At 57.5% G+C, this 21,306-nt stretch carries 19 protein-coding genes; 3 read left to right on the forward strand and 16 right to left on the reverse strand.

Going from position 1 to position 21,306, the window contains the following annotated elements; genetic code table 11:
• Positions 1-25: 25 nt before the first annotated feature.
• From glnB to purL, 5 genes are all read right to left on the reverse strand, one after another.
• The gene (gene glnB / locus GVO84_RS16690) at positions 26-364 is read right to left on the reverse strand and encodes a nitrogen regulatory protein P-II (RefSeq protein ID WP_003860685.1); all 339 of its coding nucleotides are present in this window, start codon (positions 362-364) and stop codon (positions 26-28) included.
• Between the two features lie 65 nt (positions 365-429).
• A complete protein-coding gene (gene glrR, locus GVO84_RS16695) occupies positions 430-1,767 on the reverse strand; it encodes a two-component system response regulator GlrR (RefSeq protein ID WP_159514702.1) in 1,338 nt (445 codons plus the stop codon).
• Positions 1,754-2,491, reverse strand: a complete 738-nt coding sequence (qseG, locus tag GVO84_RS16700; protein ID WP_159514703.1) for a two-component system QseEF-associated lipoprotein QseG — start codon at positions 2,489-2,491, stop codon at positions 1,754-1,756. Before qseG ends, glrR begins: the two co-directional genes overlap by 14 nt.
• Position 2,492: 1 nt before the next feature.
• Positions 2,493-3,920, reverse strand: coding sequence for a two component system sensor histidine kinase QseE/GlrK (qseE, locus tag GVO84_RS16705; protein ID WP_121425134.1), 1,428 nt, complete (start codon positions 3,918-3,920; stop codon positions 2,493-2,495).
• A gap of 532 nt (positions 3,921-4,452) precedes the next feature.
• Positions 4,453-8,340, reverse strand: coding sequence for a phosphoribosylformylglycinamidine synthase (purL, locus tag GVO84_RS16710; protein ID WP_159514704.1), 3,888 nt, complete (start codon positions 8,338-8,340; stop codon positions 4,453-4,455).
• Positions 8,341-8,607: 267 nt separating this feature from the next.
• On the opposite strand from purL, the gene mltF reads away from it, so the two are divergent.
• Entirely contained in the window at positions 8,608-10,158 is a 1,551-nt protein-coding gene (gene mltF, locus GVO84_RS16715) for a membrane-bound lytic murein transglycosylase MltF (RefSeq protein WP_159514705.1), read from the forward strand.
• Here mltF and tadA read toward each other — a convergent pair.
• From tadA to murQ, 4 genes are read right to left on the reverse strand one after another with little or no spacing between them, the layout of a single operon-like run.
• Positions 10,046-10,585: a tRNA adenosine(34) deaminase TadA gene (gene tadA / locus GVO84_RS16720; RefSeq protein ID WP_032659480.1), complete on the reverse strand. Its 540-nt coding sequence runs from the start codon at positions 10,583-10,585 to the stop codon at positions 10,046-10,048. The two genes, mltF and tadA, sit on opposite strands and share 113 nt — an antisense overlap.
• Positions 10,586-10,609: 24 nt before the next feature.
• Positions 10,610-11,245, reverse strand: a complete 636-nt coding sequence (gene yfhb / locus GVO84_RS16725) for a phosphatidylglycerophosphatase C (protein ID WP_039263757.1) — start codon at positions 11,243-11,245, stop codon at positions 10,610-10,612.
• A gap of 3 nt (positions 11,246-11,248) precedes the next feature.
• Complete coding sequence (locus GVO84_RS16730) at positions 11,249-12,610, reverse strand: PTS transporter subunit EIIC (protein ID WP_121425130.1); 1,362 nt, start codon at positions 12,608-12,610, stop codon at positions 11,249-11,251.
• Positions 12,611-12,621: 11 nt separating this feature from the next.
• On the reverse strand, positions 12,622-13,515 hold the full coding sequence (gene murQ / locus GVO84_RS16735) for an N-acetylmuramic acid 6-phosphate etherase (RefSeq protein ID WP_032659486.1): 894 nt from the start codon (positions 13,513-13,515) through the stop codon (positions 12,622-12,624).
• A 117-nt stretch (positions 13,516-13,632) separates the two neighbouring features.
• Here murQ and GVO84_RS16740 point away from each other — a divergent pair, with 117 nt between their 5' ends.
• On the forward strand, positions 13,633-14,481 hold the full coding sequence (locus tag GVO84_RS16740; RefSeq protein ID WP_023308844.1) for a MurR/RpiR family transcriptional regulator: 849 nt from the start codon (positions 13,633-13,635) through the stop codon (positions 14,479-14,481).
• 46 nt (positions 14,482-14,527) lie between these two features.
• Positions 14,528-14,788, forward strand: coding sequence for a YfhL family 4Fe-4S dicluster ferredoxin (locus tag GVO84_RS16745; RefSeq protein ID WP_010434061.1), 261 nt, complete (start codon positions 14,528-14,530; stop codon positions 14,786-14,788).
• Here GVO84_RS16745 and acpS read toward each other — a convergent pair.
• From acpS to lepA, 7 genes are all read right to left on the reverse strand, one after another.
• Positions 14,785-15,165 carry a holo-ACP synthase gene (acpS, locus tag GVO84_RS16750; RefSeq protein ID WP_023294331.1) on the reverse strand — a complete coding sequence of 127 codons (381 nt, stop codon included), beginning with the start codon at positions 15,163-15,165 and terminating at the stop codon, positions 14,785-14,787. The two genes, GVO84_RS16745 and acpS, sit on opposite strands and share 4 nt — an antisense overlap.
• Positions 15,165-15,896, reverse strand: a complete 732-nt coding sequence (gene pdxJ, locus GVO84_RS16755) for a pyridoxine 5'-phosphate synthase (RefSeq protein ID WP_159514706.1) — start codon at positions 15,894-15,896, stop codon at positions 15,165-15,167. Before pdxJ ends, acpS begins: the two co-directional genes overlap by 1 nt.
• Positions 15,897-15,929: 33 nt before the next feature.
• Positions 15,930-16,637: a DNA repair protein RecO gene (gene recO, locus GVO84_RS16760; protein WP_159514707.1), complete on the reverse strand. Its 708-nt coding sequence runs from the start codon at positions 16,635-16,637 to the stop codon at positions 15,930-15,932.
• Between the two features lie 17 nt (positions 16,638-16,654).
• Entirely contained in the window at positions 16,655-17,560 is a 906-nt protein-coding gene (gene era, locus GVO84_RS16765; protein WP_042715851.1) for a GTPase Era, read from the reverse strand.
• On the reverse strand, positions 17,557-18,237 hold the full coding sequence (rnc, locus tag GVO84_RS16770; protein ID WP_003860711.1) for a ribonuclease III: 681 nt from the start codon (positions 18,235-18,237) through the stop codon (positions 17,557-17,559). The genes era and rnc overlap by 4 nt, the downstream gene beginning before the upstream one ends.
• 222 nt (positions 18,238-18,459) lie before the next feature.
• Positions 18,460-19,434: a signal peptidase I gene (gene lepB, locus GVO84_RS16775; protein WP_023308848.1), complete on the reverse strand. Its 975-nt coding sequence runs from the start codon at positions 19,432-19,434 to the stop codon at positions 18,460-18,462.
• Between the two features lie 15 nt (positions 19,435-19,449).
• Positions 19,450-21,249 carry a translation elongation factor 4 gene (gene lepA / locus GVO84_RS16780; RefSeq protein ID WP_024908619.1) on the reverse strand — a complete coding sequence of 600 codons (1,800 nt, stop codon included), beginning with the start codon at positions 21,247-21,249 and terminating at the stop codon, positions 19,450-19,452.
• Positions 21,250-21,306 lie beyond the last annotated feature (57 nt).

Raw genomic sequence — 21,306 nt, forward strand, 5'->3', positions numbered from 1 at the left:
CCGGCCTACAAAACCGTTGGCATTGTTAAATCGCGGCGTCGTCTTCTTCGCCGGTACGGATACGGATCACGCGCGCCACGTCAAAGACGAAGATTTTACCGTCGCCGATTTTGCCCGTCTGCGCGGTGCGGATAATGGTATCCACGCAGGTATCGACGATATCGTCGCTGACCACGATTTCAATTTTTACTTTCGGCAGAAAGTCGACCATGTACTCTGCGCCACGGTAAAGCTCGGTGTGGCCCTTCTGACGACCAAAACCTTTCACTTCCGTCACGGTCATCCCGGTGATGCCGACTTCCGCCAGCGCTTCACGCACATCATCCAGTTTGAAAGGTTTAATAATCGCATCAATCTTTTTCATGGTGGGTCCTTAAACTCTTGCCTGTAAGCTGCCTCGTAATCGATTGCTCACAGTACCATACGGCATTACTCTTTAAAATCGTTTGCTTCCAGCTCGTGGCGCGACAGCAGCTTGTAGAACTCGGTTCGGTTGCGTCCGGCCATGCGCGCCGCGTGGGTCACATTGCCTTTGGTGATCTGCAATAGCTTGCGCAGATAGTTGAGCTCAAACTGATTCCGCGCTTCCGCAAACGTCGGCAGGGCCGTGTTTTCCCCTTCCAGCGCCTGCTCCACCAGCGCATCGCTGATCACCGGTGACGAGGTCAGCGCCACGCATTGCTCAATCACGTTCACCAGCTGGCGCACGTTGCCCGGCCAGCCTGCGGCCATCAGCCGCTTCATCGCATCGGTGGAAAACGCGCGGACGAACGGTTTATGGCGATCGGCCGCCTGGCGCAAAAGGTGGTTCGCCAGCAGCGGAATGTCTTCCGCCCGTTCCGCCAGCGCCGGGATCTTCAGGTTCACCACGTTCAGGCGGTAGTAGAGATCTTCGCGAAACTCGTTGCGGGCCATCACTTTTGGCAGATCGCGGTGGGTGGCGGAAATAATTCGCACATTAATATCAATGTCGCGGTTGCTGCCCAGCGGGCGAACTTTTCGCTCCTGCAGCACGCGCAGCAGTTTGACCTGCAGCGGCGCGGGCATATCGCCAATCTCGTCCAGGAACAGCGTGCCGCCTTCCGCAGCCTGGAACAGCCCTTCCCGGCTGCTCACCGCGCCGGTGAATGCGCCGCGGGCGTGACCAAACAGTTCAGATTCGAGCAGTTGTTCCGGAAGCGCACCGCAGTTAATGGCGATAAAGGCGTTTTTACTGCGCGGGCTGGCGTTATGGATCGCCTGGGCCAGGATCTCTTTCCCGGTTCCGCTCTGGCCGTTGATGAGCACGCTGACGTCGGACTGCGCCACCATCCTGGCCTGTTCAAGCAGACGCAGCATAATGGGGCTGCGGGTGACGATGGCCTCCCGCCACGCTTCATCCCCCGCCGGGGCGGCATGTTCCAGCGCGCTGTCGATGGCCTTATAGAGCGCGTCTTTGTCCACCGGCTTGGTCAGGAAGCTGAATACCCCCTGCTGCGTCGCGGCAACCGCATCCGGGATCGACCCGTGCGCCGTCAGGATAATCACGGGCATACCCGGCTGCTGCTTCTGGATCTCCGCAAACAGCTGCAGGCCATCCATTTCGTCCATCCGCAGGTCGCTTATCACCAGATCGATTTTCTCGCGGCTGAGGATCTTCAGCCCCTCCAGCCCGCTTTCAGCGGTCACGACGCTGTAGCCTTCACTCACCAGACGCATGCCCAGCAGCTTTAACAGCCCGGGATCGTCATCCACCAGTAACAGATGGGCAGGTTTACGGCTCGTCATGCTTCACATCCTCTTGTTTCGGCGTATCGCTGTCCGGTGCCGCGGATGAACTCCCCGGCTGATATTTACGCGACGAAAGCTGCCTTTCGATATCGGTCAGGTTCTCCAGCTTACGCGTCGTGGTATCCAGCTGCGTACGTAAATGTTGCTGCTGTTGACGCAGCGTATCAAGCTCGCTGTCGGTTGACTGTTGCAGCTTGCTGTAGCGGGAGCGCTCTTCAGACAGCTGAAGCTGTAATGTCTGCCCATCGCGCCAGAGCTGGTATACCGGGCGTACCTGTACCGGAAGATTGACCACAAACGTGTCCAGTCGGGTCACATTAACGCGGCGTTCAACGGGGGTGATTTTTGCATCTGCGAGTAAAATCCCACGCTTGAACGCGTCCTGCCAGGTGTCGTCATCCAGCATCGCCGCCTTCGAACGGGCATCTACCGGCGCAAGACGCTGGGCGCAGTCTATTCCACGCAGCCAGAACAGCGGGTTGCTTTCAACGTCATGTCCTGACAGGTTCCAGATGTCTTCACAGCGGGTGGAGAGGAAATCTGCCAGCTGGTTATCGGGCCATTTATCTTCTTGTTTATCGCTAATGGCACTTTGTGGCGCATGGGAAACACACCCTGCCAGAAATAAACAGGGCAGGCTCAGGCGAAGCGTGTTGCAGGAAAACACCGCGCGTACGGCGCGGAAAAAGACGTGTGACATACTCACCAGACATAGATTCATTTTATTGATTTTTCCGGCTCAGGGGCAGTTCGATACGGAAGCAAACATCTGAACGTTCGTCCGCGGCAATGTTTAGCTCACCCTGCATGCGTCGAATGCAGTCCCGGGCGATGCTCAAGCCCAGCCCGCTTCCTTTAACCGCGCCTTTCCGCTGATGACTCCCCTGGAAAAAGGGTTCGAAGATCATGATTTTTTCGTCATCGGGGATCGGGGTGCCGGTGTTTGCGACGTCAATAAACACCCGTGAACCATTCGTATTACTTCGGATATAAATGTTACCGGATTCAGTACCATAGTGCACCGCATTGGAGTAAAGATTATCCAGAACGCTCATCAGCAGCATGGGCTCAGCCAGGCACGCAGGCGCATTCAGCTCGACGCCGGTATGCATCATTTTAGCTCTTGCTGGCAAGCTATGGGCGGAGATCACCATATCCACCAGCGGCTCAATCTCAACGTTTTCCAGTACGACCGCCCCGTCTGCCAGCTTGCGGTTGTAGTCCAGCAGTTGCTCAATCAGCTTTTGCAGATTGCGGCTGCTGTTATCCAGGATCTCGACAATTTCTTTCTGTTCTGGCGTAAGGGGCCCGGCCACTTCGTCCGCCAGCAGCTCCGTTCCTTCACGCATGCTGGCCAGCGGCGTTTTAAGCTCATGAGAGATATGGCGCAGAAACTGATGACGCTGAGATTCGAGCCACGCCAGGCGCTCGGACAGCCAGATAATGCGCTGGCCGACGGATCGCAGCTCGCGCGGGCCTTTAAAAGCGACCGTATCCCCGAGCGATTTCCCCTCCCCCAGGCGGTTGATCATACGCTGAATGCCCTTCACCGGGCCGATGATCATGCGGGTAAAGAGCAGTACCAGCCCAAGACTCACCAGGAACAGCACCAGCGCCTGCCAGCCGAAGAACTGGCCACGCTCGGCAATCTCCTGCTGGAGCTGCTGGCCGCGAGAGAAAATCACCGTGCGCGTTGACTGCACCATCTCGGTGTTGGCGCTGGCAAAAGCTTCAAGACGCGCGGCGGCGGCGGCATCCGGGCCGCTGTTGCTGCACTGCAGCTGCGCCAGATCGTTCAAATCCTGACGTAACGCCTGATAGAGCTTGTCGTCAGGCAAAACCCCCGCGTGAGCGTCCAGCATTTCGCTGTAGCGTTTACGCTGACTCTGATAAACCTTTTCCAGCGTCCGATCGTCAAGCACACAATACTGACGATAGCTGCGCTCCATCTCCAGCGCGGCGTTGGTCATCGCTTCACTGCGTCTGGCGTCGATGAGCGTCGTGCGGTTGGTCAAAGCCGCCTGCGCGCTCAGCGCGTTCAGGCTTTGCCACGCCTGCCAGGCAAGGATCAGCAGCGGCAGCAGGATCAGCAGGAAGGCCATCATGACGAGCTGCCGCAGGGAGCGGGGGAAAACGGGCCAGCGTTTCAACGCATTACTCTCTTAATGGGGGTTTACGCAGAGCGTAACTGAGTCTGCCCTTCAAATACAACAAAGCCGGGTAAAAACCCGGCTTTGTCATGGAATGAGGCGGTGCCTAACTCGACGTTTCGCCCTGGCCTGATAAAGCATCGCTATGATCAGTAGTTGGACGGCAGGCACCTTTTTGTGCGTCATTCGAAGTTTATGTAGCGCGTCCCGAAGGGGCTGACATAAGAAGGTGAATGAGCCACTGGTTAATATTATGCAACACCCGTGCCAGAATGCAAAACAAAATATTAACACATTGAAATATATGATTTTTAGCCGTTTAACCGGTTAGTTATCGGTTGAATGATTTCCAGGCTAAGTGTCGCTGTTAAGCAACACCTTAACGGGAACCCATACCACCATATATAAATCAATGATTTAAATGTCTCCTTTTGGAGACATCTGCATATATTATTTGTCGCGATTTTGCGACAGATACAAAAAAGCCCGGTGGCGCTCGCGCTTACCGGGCCTACAGGTACTGCGTTAAAACTTAACCCAGCTGCTTACGCGCGTTGCGGAAGATACGCATCCACGGGCTGTCCTCGCCCCAGTTTTCCGGGTGCCAGGAGTTGCTCACGGTACGGAACACGCGTTCCGGGTGCGGCATCATGATGGTCGCGCGACCGCTTTCGCTGGTCACTGCCGTAATACCGTTGGCGGAGCCGTTCGGGTTAGCCGGGTAGGTTTCTGTCACCTTGCCGAAGTTATCGACAAAGCGCAGCGCCACCAGGCCTTTGCTCTCCAGCTGAGCCAGGTGCGCAGCATCACGCACTTCTACCTGACCTTCACCGTGGGAAACGGCGATTGGCATCTGTGAACCGACCATCCCCTGCAGCAGCAGAGACGGGCTTTGGGTCACTTCCACCAGGCTGAAGCGCGCTTCGAAGCGGTCGGACTGGTTGCGCACAAAGCGCGGCCAGGCTTCGCTGCCCGGGATCAGCTCGCGCAGGTTAGACATCATCTGACAGCCGTTACACACGCCCAGCGCCAGGGTCTGCGGACGGTGGAAGAAGGTTTCGAACTCGTCACGCACGCGGCTGTTGAACAGGATGGACTTCGCCCAGCCTTCGCCCGCGCCCAGCACGTCGCCGTAGGAGAAGCCGCCGCACGCCACCAGCGCCTGGAAATCTTCCAGACCGGTACGGCCCGCCAGCAGGTCGCTCATGTGGACGTCGATGGCGTCAAAGCCCGCGCGGTGGAAGGCAGCCGCCATCTCAACGTGGGAGTTAACGCCCTGCTCGCGCAGCACCGCCACTTTCGGACGCGCGCCGGTCGCAATGTACGGCGCGGCAATGTCTTCGTTGATGTCGAAGGAGAGCTTCACGTTCAGGCCTGGATCCTGGTCATTCGCTTTCGCGTTATGCTCCTGATCGGCACATTCCGGGTTATCACGCAGGCGCTGCATCTGCCAGGTGGTTTCCGCCCACCACATGCGCAGCGTGGTGCGGCTTTCGCTGAACACGGCGTGACCGTCTGCTTCAATGACGAAGCGGTCGCCCTGAACGGCTTTCCCCAGATAGTGCACGCAGTCCGCCAGACCGTGCGTCGCCAGAATGGCTTCAACCGCGTCGCGATCCGCCGCACGCACCTGAATCACGGCACCCAGCTCTTCATTGAACAGCGCCGCCAGACGGTCTTCGCCAAGCGTGGCAATGTTCGCTTCCACGCCGCAGTGGCCGGTGAAGGCCATCTCTGCCAGCGTCACCAGCAGGCCGCCGTCGGAACGGTCGTGGTAGGCCAGCAGCTTACGCTGCGCCACCAGCGCCTGAATCGCGTCGTAGAAGCCTTTCAGCTGGGCAACGTCGCGAACGTCGGCTGGCTTGTCGCCGAGCTGGCGGTAAACCTGCGCCAGCGCGGTGGCACCCAGCGCGTTGTGGCCTTTACCCAGGTCAATCAGCAGCAGGGCGTTGTCTTCGGTCGCCAGTTGCGGCGTAACGGTGTGACGCACGTCTTCCACGCGGGCAAACGCGGTGATCACCAGCGACAGCGGAGAGGTCATCTCGCGCTGCTCGCTGCCTTCCTGCCAGCGGGTTTTCATCGACATGGAGTCTTTGCCCACCGGAATGGTCAGGCCGAGGGCAGGACACAGCTCCTCGCCCACCGCTTTCACGGCTTCATACAGGCCAGCATCTTCGCCAGGGTGACCGGCTGCGGCCATCCAGTTTGCGGAGAGCTTGATACGTTTGATATCGCCAATCTGCGTCGCAGCGATGTTGGTCAGCGCTTCACCCACTGCCAGACGGGCAGAGGCCGCGAAGTCCAGCAGCGCCACCGGGGTGCGTTCGCCGAGAGCCATCGCTTCGCCGTAGTAGCTGTCGAGGCTCGCGGTGGTCACGGCGCAGTTAGCGACCGGGATCTGCCAAGGGCCGACCATCTGGTCGCGCGATACCATACCGGTCACGGTGCGGTCGCCGATGGTCACGAGGAAGGTTTTCTCCGCCACGGCAGGCAGGTGCAGCACGCGGTTAACCGCTTCTGCCACGGTGATGCCCTGGCGATCCAGCGCTTTGCCCGCCGCTTTGCGGGTGGTTACGTCGCGGGTCATCTTCGGCGTTTTACCGAGCAGAACGTCCAGCGGCAGATCGATCGGCTGGTTGTCAAAGTGAGTGTCGCTTAAGGAAAGGTGCTGCTCTTCGGTCGCTTCACCGATGACGGCATACGGCGCACGCTCGCGGCGGCACAGCTCGTCAAACAGCGGCAGCTGATCCGCAGCAACCGCCAGCACGTAGCGCTCCTGGGATTCGTTACACCAGATTTCCAGCGGGCTCATGCCCGGCTCATCGCTCAGGATATCGCGCAGGTTGAAACGCCCGCCGCGGCCGCCGTCGCTCACCAGCTCCGGCATGGCGTTGGACAGACCGCCCGCACCCACGTCGTGGATGAAGAGGATCGGGTTGGCATCGCCCAGCTGCCAGCAGCGGTCGATCACTTCCTGGCAGCGGCGCTCCATTTCTGGGTTGTCACGCTGCACGGAGGCGAAGTCGAGATCCGCGTCAGACTGGCCGGAGGCCATAGAAGAGGCCGCTCCGCCGCCCAGACCGATGTTCATCGCCGGGCCGCCGAGCACGATCAGCTTCGCGCCGACGACGATCTCGCCTTTCTGCACGTGATCGGCACGGATGTTGCCGATCCCGCCCGCCAGCATGATCGGCTTGTGGTAGCCGCGCAGCTCTTCGCCGTTGTGGCTGTCCACTTTCTCTTCATAGGTACGGAAGTAACCGTTCAGCGCCGGACGACCAAACTCGTTGTTAAACGCCGCGCCGCCCAGCGGGCCTTCGGTCATGATATCCAGGGCGGTCACGATGCGCTCCGGCTTGCCGAAATCTTCTTCCCACGGCTGTTCAAAGCCCGGGATACGCAGGTTGGAGACGGAGAAACCGACCAGACCCGCTTTAGGTTTAGCGCCACGACCGGTCGCACCTTCGTCACGGATTTCACCGCCGGAGCCGGTCGCCGCCCCCGGCCACGGGGAGATCGCCGTCGGGTGGTTGTGGGTTTCCACTTTCATCAGGATATGCGCAGGCTCCTGATGGAAGTCATAGCGCCCTGCTTCGCGATCGGCGAAGAAGCGGCCCACCTCGGAACCTTCCATTACCGCGGCGTTGTCCTTATAGGCAGACAGCACGTGGTCAGGGGTTTGCTCCATGGTGTTTTTGATCATTTTGAACAGCGACTTCGGCTGCTGTTCGCCGTCAATAATCCAGTCGGCGTTGAAAATCTTGTGGCGGCAGTGCTCAGAGTTCGCCTGCGCGAACATGTAAAGTTCGATGTCGTTCGGGTTACGGTTGAGCTTAACAAACGCATCCTGCAGGTAGTCGATTTCGTCTTCTGCCAGCGCCAGGCCGAGACGCAGGTTGGCGTCAATCAGCGCCTGACGGCCCTGCCCCAGCAGGTCTACGCTCTGTACCGGCGCAGGCTGATGGTGAGAGAAAAGCTTCTGCGCGTCATCGAGAGAGGCAAATACGCTCTCCATCATGCGATCGTGCAGTTCAGCCGCAACCGCCTGCCACTGCGCGTCGCTCAGGGTAGAGGCTTCCACGTAGTACGCCACGCCGCGTTCCAGACGGTTAATCTGGTTCAGGCCACAGTTATGGGCGATGTCGGTGGCTTTGGAAGACCAGGGGGAGATGGTGCCCGGACGAGGCGTCGCAAGGATCAGTTTGCCGGTTGGCGTATGGCTGCTCAGGCTTGGACCATACTTGAGCAGGCGTTCCAGCTGTACGCGCTCCTCTGCATTCAGGGGGGCATTCAGGTCAGCAAAATGGACATACTCAGCGTAAATATTGCTTACCGGAAGGTCGGCCGCCTGAAAACGTGCCAGCAGTTTAGTGATACGGAAGGCAGACAGTGCAGGCGAACCACGCAGAATTTCCATCATAAGTCTCTCGTCTTCGAAGCGCCGGGGCGCTTACAGTGTGCGCAAGGGGGGAAAACGGGCGTCATTATAGAGAATCCTGAGCGCCGACGAAACCGTTTGCGTCGAAATAAAATTTGCACAGAGATTTAACAATAGATGTGACCTGTCTCTCTAATTGGTTGCCAAGTGGCGCAAGTTTACGCAAAATGCCGCTCATTCAATGGCAAACCTTATGATTAACATGGCTACAGCAGACTGAGGCAACCGGCGTCGCAGAGAATTAACTAATTGAAAAAATTAAAGATTAATTATCTGCTCATCGGCATTGTAACGTTGCTGCTGGCAGTGGCCCTCTGGCCTTCCATCCCCTGGTTCGGCAAAGCCGAAAACCGTATCGCCGCCATTCAGGAGCGGGGGGAATTGCGCGTCAGTACCCTCAACTCTCCGCTGATTTACAGCGACATCAACGGCAAAATCATTGGCCTGGATTACGAGCTGGCACAACAGTTCGCCGATTATCTTGGCGTGAAGCTTAAAATTACCGTCCGCCAGAATATCAACGAGCTCTTTGACGACCTCGATAACGACGATGCCGATATGCTTGCCGCCGGGCTGGTGTATAACAGCGAGCGCAGCAAGAACTACCAGCCAGGCCCGACCTACTACTCCGTTTCGCAGCAGCTGGTTTACCGCGTCGGGAGCCTGCGCCCGCGCTCGCTGGCCTCGATTAACGATCGGCAGCTGACGATTGCGCCCGGCCACGTGGTGATTGACGATCTGCGTGAGCTCAAGGAGAAGAAATATCCCGACCTGAGCTGGACGGTGGATCCGAAACTCGGCACGACGGAGTTGCTGGAGCAGGTAAAAGACCAGAAGGTGCCCTACACCATCGCCGATTCGGTTGCGATCAGTCTGTTCCAGCGGGTGCATCCTGAAATCGCCGTGGCGCTGGACGTCACCGACGAGCAGCCCGTGACCTGGTTTAGCCAGCTTGATGGCGATCAGACCTTCTCTGCCGCGATGCTCGATTTCTTCAACACCATCAATGAAGACGGTACCCTGGCGCGTCTGGAGGAGAAGTACCTCGGGCACGGCGATGACTTTGACTACGTTGACACCCGCAGCTTCCTGCGCGCGGTAGACAGCGTCCTGCCGGACCTGCAGCCGCTGTTCGAAAAATACGCCCAGGAGATTGACTGGAAGCTGCTGGCGGCTATTTCGTATCAGGAATCCCACTGGGACACGCAGGCCACGTCGCCCACGGGCGTACGCGGTTTGATGATGTTAACCAAAAATACCGCGCTGAGCCTGGGCGTGAATGACCGTACCGATGCTGAACAGAGCATCAGCGGCGGCGCGCGCTATCTGCAGGATATGATGGCCAAAGTACCGGAAACGGTGCCGGAAGAAGAGCGGATCTGGTTTGCGCTGGCGGCCTACAATATGGGCTACGCGCATATGCTTGATGCGCGAGCGTTGACGGCCAAAACGAAAGGTAACCCGGACAGCTGGTCAGACGTTAAGCAGCGCCTGCCGCTGCTGAGCCAGAAGCCATGGTATAACAAGCTGACATACGGCTACGCGCGCGGGCATGAAGCCTACGCCTACGTGGAAAATATCCGTAAATATCAGATTAGCCTGGTCGGGTATCTGCTGGAGAAAGAGAAAGAGGCGACGGAGGCCAAACAGCTGGCTCAAAGTTACCCGGTCGTGGCGCCGGACGAGCTTAATCGTCCGACAGCTTCAATTCTGCCTTTTGCTGCTTTTTCTGCTGACGGCGCATTCGAAAGAAATCGCTTAATAGCCCCGAACACTCTGGTGCAAGCACCCCACCGATAGTCTTCACCTGGTGGTTCATCCCCGGGTGACCCAGCACGTCCATCAGCGAACCGGCCGCACCGGTTTTTTCATCCCGCGCGCCGAAGACCAGAGTCCCGATCCGGCTGTGCACCATCGCGCCGGAGCACATCACGCACGGCTCCAGCGTCACATACAGCGTGGTATCAAGCAGACGATAGTTTTGCAGCACCAGACCGCCCTGGCGAAGCGCCATGATTTCGGCATGCGCAGTAGGATCGTGGCGTCCAATAGGACGGTTCCACCCTTCGCCAATCACCTGGTTGTTATGAACCAGCACCGCGCCCACGGGCACTTCGCCCTCTTCCCAGGCGCGTTGAGCCAGCGTCAGCGCATGGCGCATCCAGTATTCATGATTGTATTCAGGGTTGGACAAAGGCTGATACTCCAGTCGAAAAGCGGGCGGCATTATACACGCCCGTTATGGATAAAACTATTCGAGTTGCTGGAGTTCACCTGATGGCGTGACGCGCCAGCGGTGCTGGCAAAAATAGAGCAGCGGGTTGTCCTGCTTGCTGTCGCTGTAGCCGCTGTACAGGCGCAGCGGCGTCCCGATGCGTTTCTCCAGCTGGACCACTTTTTCATGCCCCAGGCAGCGCAGGGTCAGCACCCAGCCGCCGTAGCCGCGGGCAATTTGCGTGGCAATAAGATTCACGCGCGGAAGCCAGGGGGTATCAAAATAGACCTGCTCCACTAGCGTCTGCGGGGAGCCGGTAATCAGCCAGATGTCGGCATCGTTCGCGTCCAGGTAGCTGGTGAGCCGCGCCTGCACAACCGGAAAGGCGGCGACGTGGCCGCGGAACCAGTGCGCAAAATCCTTTTCGAGCTGTTTGAGCCGCGCTTCGCTGTGCCCAAAGGTACATCCCCACAGCAGCAGACTCATCGGCCATCGCGCCGCACGGCCTTTCACCAGCAGCGCGATACCGATAACCGGTAAGAGCGGTAGCACGAGCAGCGCATTCAAAGGCTGACGCCGCAGCAGGTAACGCATAAACGTACCAAACATATCCTGCTGATGCAGCGTTCCATCCAGGTCGAAAAAGACAACGCGACGCGCGTGATTTGCCAAACCTTACTCCTCTGGGTCGTTGAAACCTAACAGCCAGGTAAACAGGAACCCGGCGATCACCGCTACTAAATAGCCTAACAGATAGAGCATCACTTTTCCGGTCACGATGGTTAATGCCAGCGGTAAACCGGAAAGCCCAAAGGTGATAACGGTAGCGACTTTCCAGTAGCTAATGAGCGCCCCGCCCACCGCGCCGCCCAGACAGGCGGCGAGGAACGGTTTACCCAGCGGCAGCGTAACGCCGAAAATCAGCGGCTCGCCGATGCCGAGCAGCCCGACCGGGAGTGCGCCTTTAATCATTTTTTTCAGACGCGCGTTGCGGGTTTTCATCAGTACGGCAATCGCCGCGCCGACCTGCCCCACGCCCGCCATCGACAGGATAGGCAGCAGCGCGTTATAGCCGTGCGACTGCACCAGCTCGACGTGGATCGGCACCAGCCCCTGGTGCAGGCCGGTCAGCACCAGCGGCAGGAAGGTACCGGAAAGCACAGCGCCAACCAGCAGCCCGCCTCGGTCAATAGCCAGAGACGCACCGTGAGCGATGGCTTCAGAGATCCACCCGCCTAACGGCTGGAGGGCCACAATCGCTACGCTACCGGTAATTAACGTGGTCAGCAGCGGGTTGAGGATCAGCTCGATCGAGCCAGGCAGGATCGCGCGCAGCCTTTTCTCGATCCAGCTCATCAGGATGACCACCAGCAGCACGGCAATCACCCCGCCGCGCCCGGGCTGGAGCGCCTCGCCAAACAGCGTTATCTGCGCCAGCTGCGGGCTGGACAAGATGCCTGCCATTACCCCGCCCATCGCCAGCGATCCGCCAAACACCTTCGCGGTATTCACCCCGACCAGAATGTTCATGATGGCGAAAACAGCGCTGCCGAAGATCCCGAGAATCCCCAGCAGGTTCGGATACTGCGTGGCGAAATCCCCCACAATATCCGGTCGCTTGAGGATATTGATAATCCCGGTGATCAGGCCTGAGGCAATAAACGCCGGGATCAGCGGAATGAAGACGTTTGCCAGCTGACGCAGCGCATCGCTCATGGGGGCTTTGTATTTGGCCTTTGCCTGCGCTTTGGTGCGCTCCGCATCGTCCATCGACGCGCTCGCGCTAACGCCCATCAGCGCGCGCATGGCATCGACAACCTGCGCCGCTTTCCCCGGCCCGACAATCAGCTGATGCTGCTGCCCCTGCTTCACGTAGCCGCTGACGCCGGAGAGTTGCTTCAGGCGCGGCACGTCAAGCTGATCGTCGTTATGCACCTCGACGCGCACGCGCGTCATGCAGTTTTCGAGACGCTGAATATTTTTTTCCCCACCAATTCCCTGCAGGATATCGCTGGCGAGCGCTGCTGTTTTGTCCATAGACGCCTCTGTTAGTTTTCTAATGCCGCCCGTAAGAAGCCGTTATGCGCAGCGAGTTTGGCTCTCGCGGTCGCCGCATCCAGCCCGCTTAAGATCATCAAAATGGCCGGTTTAACATCGTGATCGGTTTGCTTGAGTACCGCTTCTGCCTCTTCACGGCCTGCACCTGTCGCCTCCATCACCATGCGGCAGGCTCTGTCCACCAGCTTGACGTTGGTGGCCTGCATATCCACCATCAGGTTCTGATACACCTTGCCGAACTTCACCATCGCGCCGGTGGAGATCATATTGAGCACCAGCTTTTGCGCGGTCCCGGATTTCAGGCGCGTGGAGCCGGTGAGCGCTTCCGGCCCGACAACCGGAGAGATAGCGATAGCCGCCACCTGCGCAATCGGGGAGCCCGGATTACAGGAGATGGCCACCGTCGTGCAGCCGGTCTGGTTGGCGTATTCCAGGCCGCCAATGACGTACGGCGTGCGCCCGGATGCCGCCAGCCCGACCACTAGATCCTTCGCGGTCAGATTCAGACCCTTCAGATCATCCTCACCCAGCTGTTTGTTATCTTCCGCCCCTTCAACGGCTTTTAGCAGCGCGCCGGGTCCACCGGCAATCAACCCAACGACCAGACCGTGCGGAACCCCAAAAGTTGGCGGACATTCTGACGCATCCAGCACCCCAAGACGCCCGCTGGTGCCCGCCCCCATGTAGATAATACGGCCGCCGGCCTTGAGGGCTTCCGCCGCCGCATCGACAGCTTTCGCCACCTCGGGTAATGTCTCTTTCACTGCCTGCGCGACCAGCGTATCCTGTTGATTAAAGCGGTTAACCAGCTCCAGGGTGGAGAGCGCGTCCAGATCCATGGTTTGCGGGTTACGCGTTTCAGAAACAAGTGAGCCAAGATTCATTTTTGTACCTCAAGAATTTTTAATTCATAATAATCACACTATAATGGAATATAAAATTCATTCAGGCGAGCAAAATTCGTATTTGCGCAGATAATCACATTTTCGCCAGGAGACCGTATGAACTGTTTAATTCGCATTCGCCAGCGCTACGCAGGCTTTGCCCAAAGCGACAAGAAGCTGGCGGATTTTCTGCTTTCTCAACCTGACCACGCGCGCCATCTCAGCTCGCAACAGCTGGCGAGTGAAGCCGGCGTGAGCCAGTCCAGCGTGGTGAAATTTGCGCAGAAGATTGGCTTTAAGGGGTTCCCCGCCCTCAAGCTGGCGATCAGCGAAGCGCTGGTGAGCAACCCCAATCCGCAGTCCATGCCGGTGCATAATCAGATCCGCGGCGATGACCCGATGCGGCTGGTCGGCGAAAAGCTGATCAAAGAGAACGTGGCGGCCATGCATGCGACGCTCGACGTGAATACGGAAGAGAAGCTGCTGGAGAGCGTGGCGATGCTGCGCGGCGCGCGGCGCATCATCCTGACCGGCATCGGCGCGTCCGGACTTGTGGCGCGTAACTTCGGCTGGAAGCTGACGAAAATTGGGCTTAACGCCATCGTCGAGCAGGATATGCACGCCCTGCTGGCGACCGTACAGGCGATGGATCCTGACGATCTGCTGCTGGCTATCTCCTACTCCGGCGAGCGCCGTGAAATCAATATGGCCACCGATGAAGCCCTGCGCGTCGGCGGTAAAATTCTGGCGATCACCGGTTTTACCCCGAATGCCCTGCAGCAGCGGGCCACACGCTGTTTATATACCATTGCCGAAGAGCAGGCCACGCGCAGCGCGGCTATCTCGTCCACCAGCGCGCAAATGATGCTGACGGACCTGCTGTTTATGGCGCTGGTGCAGCAGGATCTCGAGCGCGCGCCCGAACGCATTCGCCACAGCGAAGAACTGGTAAAGAAACTGGTTTGACGCGTATAATGCCCGCCCAGTTTGTGTTGTTTCTGAGAATTTCCTGATGGCGCTGTTAATTACCAAAAAATGCATTAATTGCGATATGTGCGAGCCCGAATGCCCAAACCAGGCGATTTCGATGGGCGACAGCATTTATGAGATTAACAGCGACCGCTGCACGGAATGCATCGGCCACTATGAAACGCCGACCTGCCAGAAGGTGTGCCCGATCCCAAATACCATCCTGAAGGATCCGGCCCACGTCGAGAACGAAGAGCAGCTGTGGGATAAGTTTGTCCTGATGCACCACGCGGACAAGCTTTAACTTTCGATGATCACCGTCGCGCTGGCATAGTGGCGTTCATCCGCGATCGTCACGTGCATGTGATTCACCCCCAGCTTTTCCGCCAGCTTCTGCGCTTCTCCCCACAGACGCAGGCTCGGTTTGCCCAGCTCATCGTTAAACACTTCGAACTGGTTAAACGCCAGGCCGTTACGAATGCCGGTCCCGAAGGCTTTGGCCGCCGCCTCTTTTACCGCAAAGCGCTTTGCCAGAAAGCGCACCGGCTGCTGATGCGCTTCCCAGATGGCCCACTCGTTATCGCTCAGCACGCGTCTTGCGAGGCGATCGCCGCTACGGGCGATCACCGCTTCAATGCGGGCTATTTCAACGATATCGGTGCCTAAGCCCAGAATGGCCATTACTGACGCGCTTCCTGCATCAGGCGTTTCATCTCTGAGACCGCTTCTTTCAGACCGCTCATCACCGCGCGGCCAATGATGGCGTGGCCGATGTTCAGCTCGTGCATTTCCGGCAGAGCGGCAATGGCCTTCACGTTGTGGTAGGTCAGGCCATGACCGGCGTTAACCTTCAGACCCAGGCTTGAGGCATACGTGGCCGCTTTGGCGATACGCTCCAGCTCTTTGGCCTGTTCGGCATCATTTTTGGCATCGGCATAGCAGCCGGTGTGGATTTCGATATACGGTGCACCCACGTCGGCCGCCGCTTTAATCTGAGCGAAATCGGCGTCGATAAACAGAGAAACCAGGATACCGGCATCCGCCAGACGTTTGCAGGCATCGCGCATTTTGTCGAGCTGACCGGCCACGTCCAGACCGCCTTCGGTGGTCACTTCCTGGCGTTTTTCCGGCACCAGGCAGCAGAAATGCGGCTGGGTCTCGCAGGCAATGGTCAGCATCTCTTCGGTGACCGCCATCTCCAGATTCATACGGGTGTCCAGCGTCTGACGCAGAATGCGCACGTCGCGGTCAGTAATGTGGCGACGGTCTTCACGCAGGTGAACGGTAATGCCGTCAGCGCCAGCCTGTTCAGCGATAAACGCCGCCTGAACCGGATCGGGATACGCCGTGCCGCGCGCATTACGCAGCGTGGCGATATGATCGATGTTGACGCCTAACAGTAATTCAGCCATGACAATCCTCGGTTTTCTTTTCGATTCTGTGGTCTAACGTTTCGGCACAAACTGCCTGAATAATTCGCGGCTCTTTAAGGGCTTGCCGCCAAGATACGGCTTGAGGGCAATCCGGGTAAAGCGTTTTGCTGCGCGCAGGGTGTCCAGATCGGGAAACTCGCGCTCATACAGCGCCCGGAGCTGGCGCCCGGTAAAGGTGCTGTTGTCAATCACGATACTGGCAATGAAGCCTTTTTCTTCACGGTAGCGGTAGGTCATGGTGTCTTCTACCTCGTCCCCGCTGCCCGCACAGTGCAGAAAATCGACGCCGTACCCGAGATGCCCCAGCAGCGCCAGCTCAAAACGACGCAAGGCGGGTTCGGGCGTGCCGGTTGCGCCAGCAAGCGCCTGGATACAGTGCAGATAATCGAAGAAAAGTTCAGAGAAGCGAGTCTCATGTTCAAGAACCCGTGAGATGAGTTCGTTGACATACAGACCGCTGTAGAGCGTGATGCCAGAAAGAGGAAGCGCCAGGGAGACGGCTTCAGCACTGCGCAGGGTTTTCACTTCCCCTCGCCCACCAAAGCGAACCAGAAGCGGCGTGAAAGGCTGTAGGGCACCTTTCAGGTTAGAACGTTTGGAACGTGCGCCTTTCGCAACAAGGCGCACGCGGCCCGACTCTTCCGTGAAGACGTCCAGCATGAGGCTGGTTTCGCTCCAGGGACGACTATGCAGGACAAAGGCGCGCTGCCATCCATCCATATGCTCGTCGTCTTAAGTTACTGGTCTTCGCCGTAACCGAGGCTGCGCAGAGCACGCTCATCATCGGCCCAGCCAGATTTCACTTTCACCCACAGTTCGAGGTGAACCGGCGCTTCGAACATCTCCATCATGTCCTTACGGGCTTCAATACCGATGGTTTTAATCTTGGCCCCTTTGTTGCCGATCACCATCTTCTTCTGCCCTTCGCGCTCAACGAGGATCAGGCCGTTGATGTCGTAGCCCCCGCGTTCGTTGGTCTGGAAACGCTCGATCTCCACCGTCACAGAGTACGGCAGTTCAGCGCCCAGGAAACGCATCAGCTTTTCACGGATGATTTCAGACGCCATAAAGCGCTGAGAGCGATCGGTGATGTAGTCTTCCGGGAAGTGATGAATCGCTTCCGGCAGATGCTTACGCACGATGCCCGCGATAGTATCCACGTTCAGGCCGGTCTCAGCAGACAGCGGCACGATGTCGAGGAAGTTCATCTGGCTACCGAGCCACTGCAGATGCGGCAGCAGGTCGGCCTTTTCCTGCACGTTATCAACTTTGTTGACCGCGAGGATGACCGGCGTTTTGCCGTCACGCAGCTTGTTCAGCACCATCTCGTCGTCCGGCGTCCAGCGGGTGCCTTCAACAACGAAAATCACCAGCTCTACGTCGCCAATGGAGCTGCTCGCCGCCTTGTTCATCAGACGGTTGATGGCGCGCTTCTCTTCCATATGCAGGCCTGGGGTATCGACGTAGATCGCCTGATACGCGCCTTCAGTATGGATGCCGACGATGCGGTGACGCGTGGTCTGCGCCTTACGCGAGGTGATAGAAATCTTCTGCCCGAGCAGATTATTCAGCAGGGTGGATTTGCCAACGTTCGGACGTCCGACGATGGCAATAAATCCGCAATAGGTTTTGTCGATGCTCATTCCAGCTCCAGCATTTTTAACGCCTGTTCGGCGGCAGCCTGTTCAGCCTTACGACGGCTTGAACCTGTGCCCACCACCGGTTCACTCAGGCCACTGACCTGGCAATGGATGGTAAATTCCTGATCGTGCGCTTCGCCACGTACCTGCACCACCAGATAAGACGGCAGCGGCAGATGACGACCCTGCAAATATTCCTGCAGACGCGTTTTCGGATCTTTTTGTTTATCGCCCGGACTGATTTCGTCCAGACGGGTCTGATACCAGTTCAGGATCAGCTTTTCTACGGTCTGGATATCGCTGTCCAGGAACACACCACCAATTAATGCTTCGACCGTATCGGCAAGAATAGATTCACGACGGAAGCCGCCGCTTTTCAGTTCACCCGGTCCAAGACGCAGACATTCGCCCAGCTCAAATTCGCGCGCGATTTCCGCAAGGGTATTACCCCGAACCAGCGTGGCACGCATGCGGCTCATATCCCCTTCATCCACGCGCGGGAAACGGTGATAAAGCGCATTCGCAATCACGAAACTTAAAATAGAGTCGCCTAAAAACTCGAGACGCTCATTATGTTTGCTGCTGGCACTGCGGTGGGTTAATGCCTGTTGCAACAACTCCTGATGATGAAAAGTGTAGCCCAGCTTCCGTTGAAGCCGATTAATTACGATGGGGTTCATGCGATACCAATAAATGAATGCGTCAAAAATGCAGCACACGAAACCGACCTGAGAAAACCAACGCGGTTTCGTGTGCCGTGGCACCCTTGCAGGGCCAACCTTAAACTTCGGGGGAATATTCTATACACAACGACAGGGGATGTCGTTAGTTCGAAGAGATTTATCGTGGAAATAATTCACGTAGCCGCTAATTAAAGCGGCTACGCGTTCATTTATTGAGAATTAATGGATTCCGCCAATACGATTCAGGCGTACGCCGGTCGGCCATTCGCCTTCCTGCTTCTCAAAACTCATCCAGATGGCGGTGGCTTTACCGACCAGATTCGCTTCCGGCACAAAGCCCCAGTAACGGCTGTCCGCAGAGTTATCGCGGTTGTCACCCATCATGAAGTAATGTCCTGGCGGTACAATCCAGCTCGCCAGCTGCTGACCCGGCTGGCGATAGTACATACCCAGCTGATCCTGCGCGATTGGCACGGTGAGGATTCGGTGCGTCACATCGCCCAGCGTCTCTTTGCGCTCAACCAGACGGATGCCGTCCTCTTTGGTTTCACCTTTCGGTACCTGGAAGAATCCGCTGGTCGCTTCGCCGCCGTTACGACGGGCGAAGGTCTGCACAAAATCACTTGGCTCAACGTTTGAGTAGGTGATTGGCAGCGCGTTTTCACATGCAGTACCGGAGCTGCAGCCCGGCTGAACGGTAACTTCTTTCGCAACCGGATCGTAAGTGACTTTATCACCCGGCAGACCTACCGCACGCTTGATGTAGTCCAGGCGCGGATCTTCCGGATATTTGAACACCACGATATCGCCGCGTTTCGGGTGACCGGTTTCGATCAGCGTTTTCTGGTAGATAGGATCTTTAATGCCGTAGGCAAACTTCTCTACCAGAATAAAATCACCAATCAGCAGCGTTGGCATCATTGAACCTGATGGGATTTGGAACGGCTCGTAAATAAACGAACGTACCACCAGCACAATCGCCAGCACCGGAAATACCGAGGCACCCGTTTCCAGCCAGCCCGGTTTCGGGCCGACTTTCTTCAGGGTTTTCGCGTCAATCCCATCGCCAGTGGCTGCCTGTGCGGCAGCCTGACGTTCACGACGTTTTGGGGCGAAGATAAACTTATCCAGACACCACAGCAGACCTGTCACCAGGGTAGCAATGACCAGGATCAGGGCAAACATGTTCGCCATGCCAACTCCTTAGGGTTATTTGCCGTCTTTACCAACATGAAGGATGGCAAGGAATGCTTCCTGCGGCAGCTCGACGTTACCGACCTGCTTCATACGCTTCTTACCTTCTTTCTGCTTCTGCAGCAGCTTTTTCTTACGGCTGACGTCACCGCCATAGCACTTGGCCAGAACGTTTTTACGCAGCTGTTTCACGGTTGAACGCGCGATAATGTGGTTGCCAATGGCCGCCTGAATCGCGATATCGAACTGCTGACGCGGGATCAGATCTTTCATCTTCTCAACCAGCTCGCGGCCACGGTACGGCGCATTGTCGTTGTGGGTGATCAGCGCCAGCGCATCCACGCGCTCGCCGTTGATCAGCACGTCCACACGCACCATGTTGGAGGCCTGGAAGCGTTTGAAGTTGTAATCCAGTGACGCATAGCCACGGGAAGTGGACTTCAGTCGGTCAAAGAAGTCGAGAACCACTTCCGCCATCGGGATTTCATAGGTCAGCGCCACCTGGTTACCGTGGTAAACCATGTTGGTCTGCACGCCACGCTTCTCAATACACAGCGTAATGACGTTACCCAGGAATTCCTGCGGCAGCAGCATGTGACACTCTGCAATTGGCTCACGCAGTTCTTGAATGTTGTTCAGCGGCGGCAGCTTGGACGGGCTGTCGACGTAGATCACTTCTTTCGAGGTGGTTTCAACTTCATAGACTACAGTCGGTGCCGTGGTGATCAGATCCAGATCGTATTCACGCTCCAGACGCTCCTGAATGATCTCCATGTGCAGCAGACCAAGGAAGCCGCAGCGGAAGCCGAAGCCCAGCGCCGTTGAGCTTTCTGGCTCGTAGAACAGGGAAGCATCGTTCAGGCTCAGTTTACCGAGCGCGTCGCGGAAGTTTTCATAGTCGTCAGAGCTGACCGGGAACAGACCCGCGTAAACCTGCGGTTTGACCTTTTTAAAGCCTGGCAGCGCTTTATCTGCCGGGTTACGCGCACCGGTCAGGGTATCGCCCACCGGCGCGCCGAGGATGTCTTTAATGGCGCAGACCAGCCAGCCTACCTCGCCGCACGTCAGCTCGGTACGGTCAACCTGTTTTGGTGTGAAGATACCCAGACGGTCGGCGTTGTAGACCTGTCCGGTACTCATTACCTTGATTTTGTCGCCTTTACGCATGGTGCCGTTTTTAATACGCACCAGTGAGACAACGCCCAGATAGTTATCGAACCAGGAGTCGATAATCAGCGCCTGCAGTGGCGCATCCGGATCGCCTTCCGGGGCCGGAATGTCACGTACCAAGCGTTCCAGCACGTCGGTCACGCCCACACCGGTTTTCGCGGAGCAGCGCACGGCGTCGGTCGCGTCAATGCCGACAATATCTTCAATCTCTTCCGCTACGCGCTCAGGATCGGCGGCTGGCAGGTCTATCTTGTTCAGAACCGGCACAACTTCGAGATCCATTTCCATCGCGGTGTAGCAGTTTGCCAGGGTCTGGGCTTCAACGCCCTGCCCGGCATCCACCACCAGCAGCGCGCCTTCACAGGCCGCGAGCGAGCGTGAAACCTCATAGGAGAAGTCAACGTGGCCTGGGGTGTCGATAAAGTTCAGTTGATAGGTTTCACCATCAGCCGCTTTGTAATCAAGCGTAACGCTCTGCGCTTTAATGGTGATACCGCGTTCGCGTTCCAGGTCCATGGAGTCCAGAACCTGGGCTTCCATTTCACGATCAGACAGGCCACCGCAAATCTGGATAATACGGTCAGACAGCGTCGACTTACCGTGGTCAATGTGAGCAATGATCGAAAAGTTACGTATGTTCTTCATATAGTTAAATAATTATGCCTTACGAATTCCTGGAGGCCGCTGTTCTTAGCCTGACGT

This window comes from Enterobacter sp. SM3, assembly GCF_009811935.2.
GTDB classification, from domain to species: Bacteria; Pseudomonadota; Gammaproteobacteria; order Enterobacterales; family Enterobacteriaceae; genus Enterobacter; species Enterobacter asburiae_D.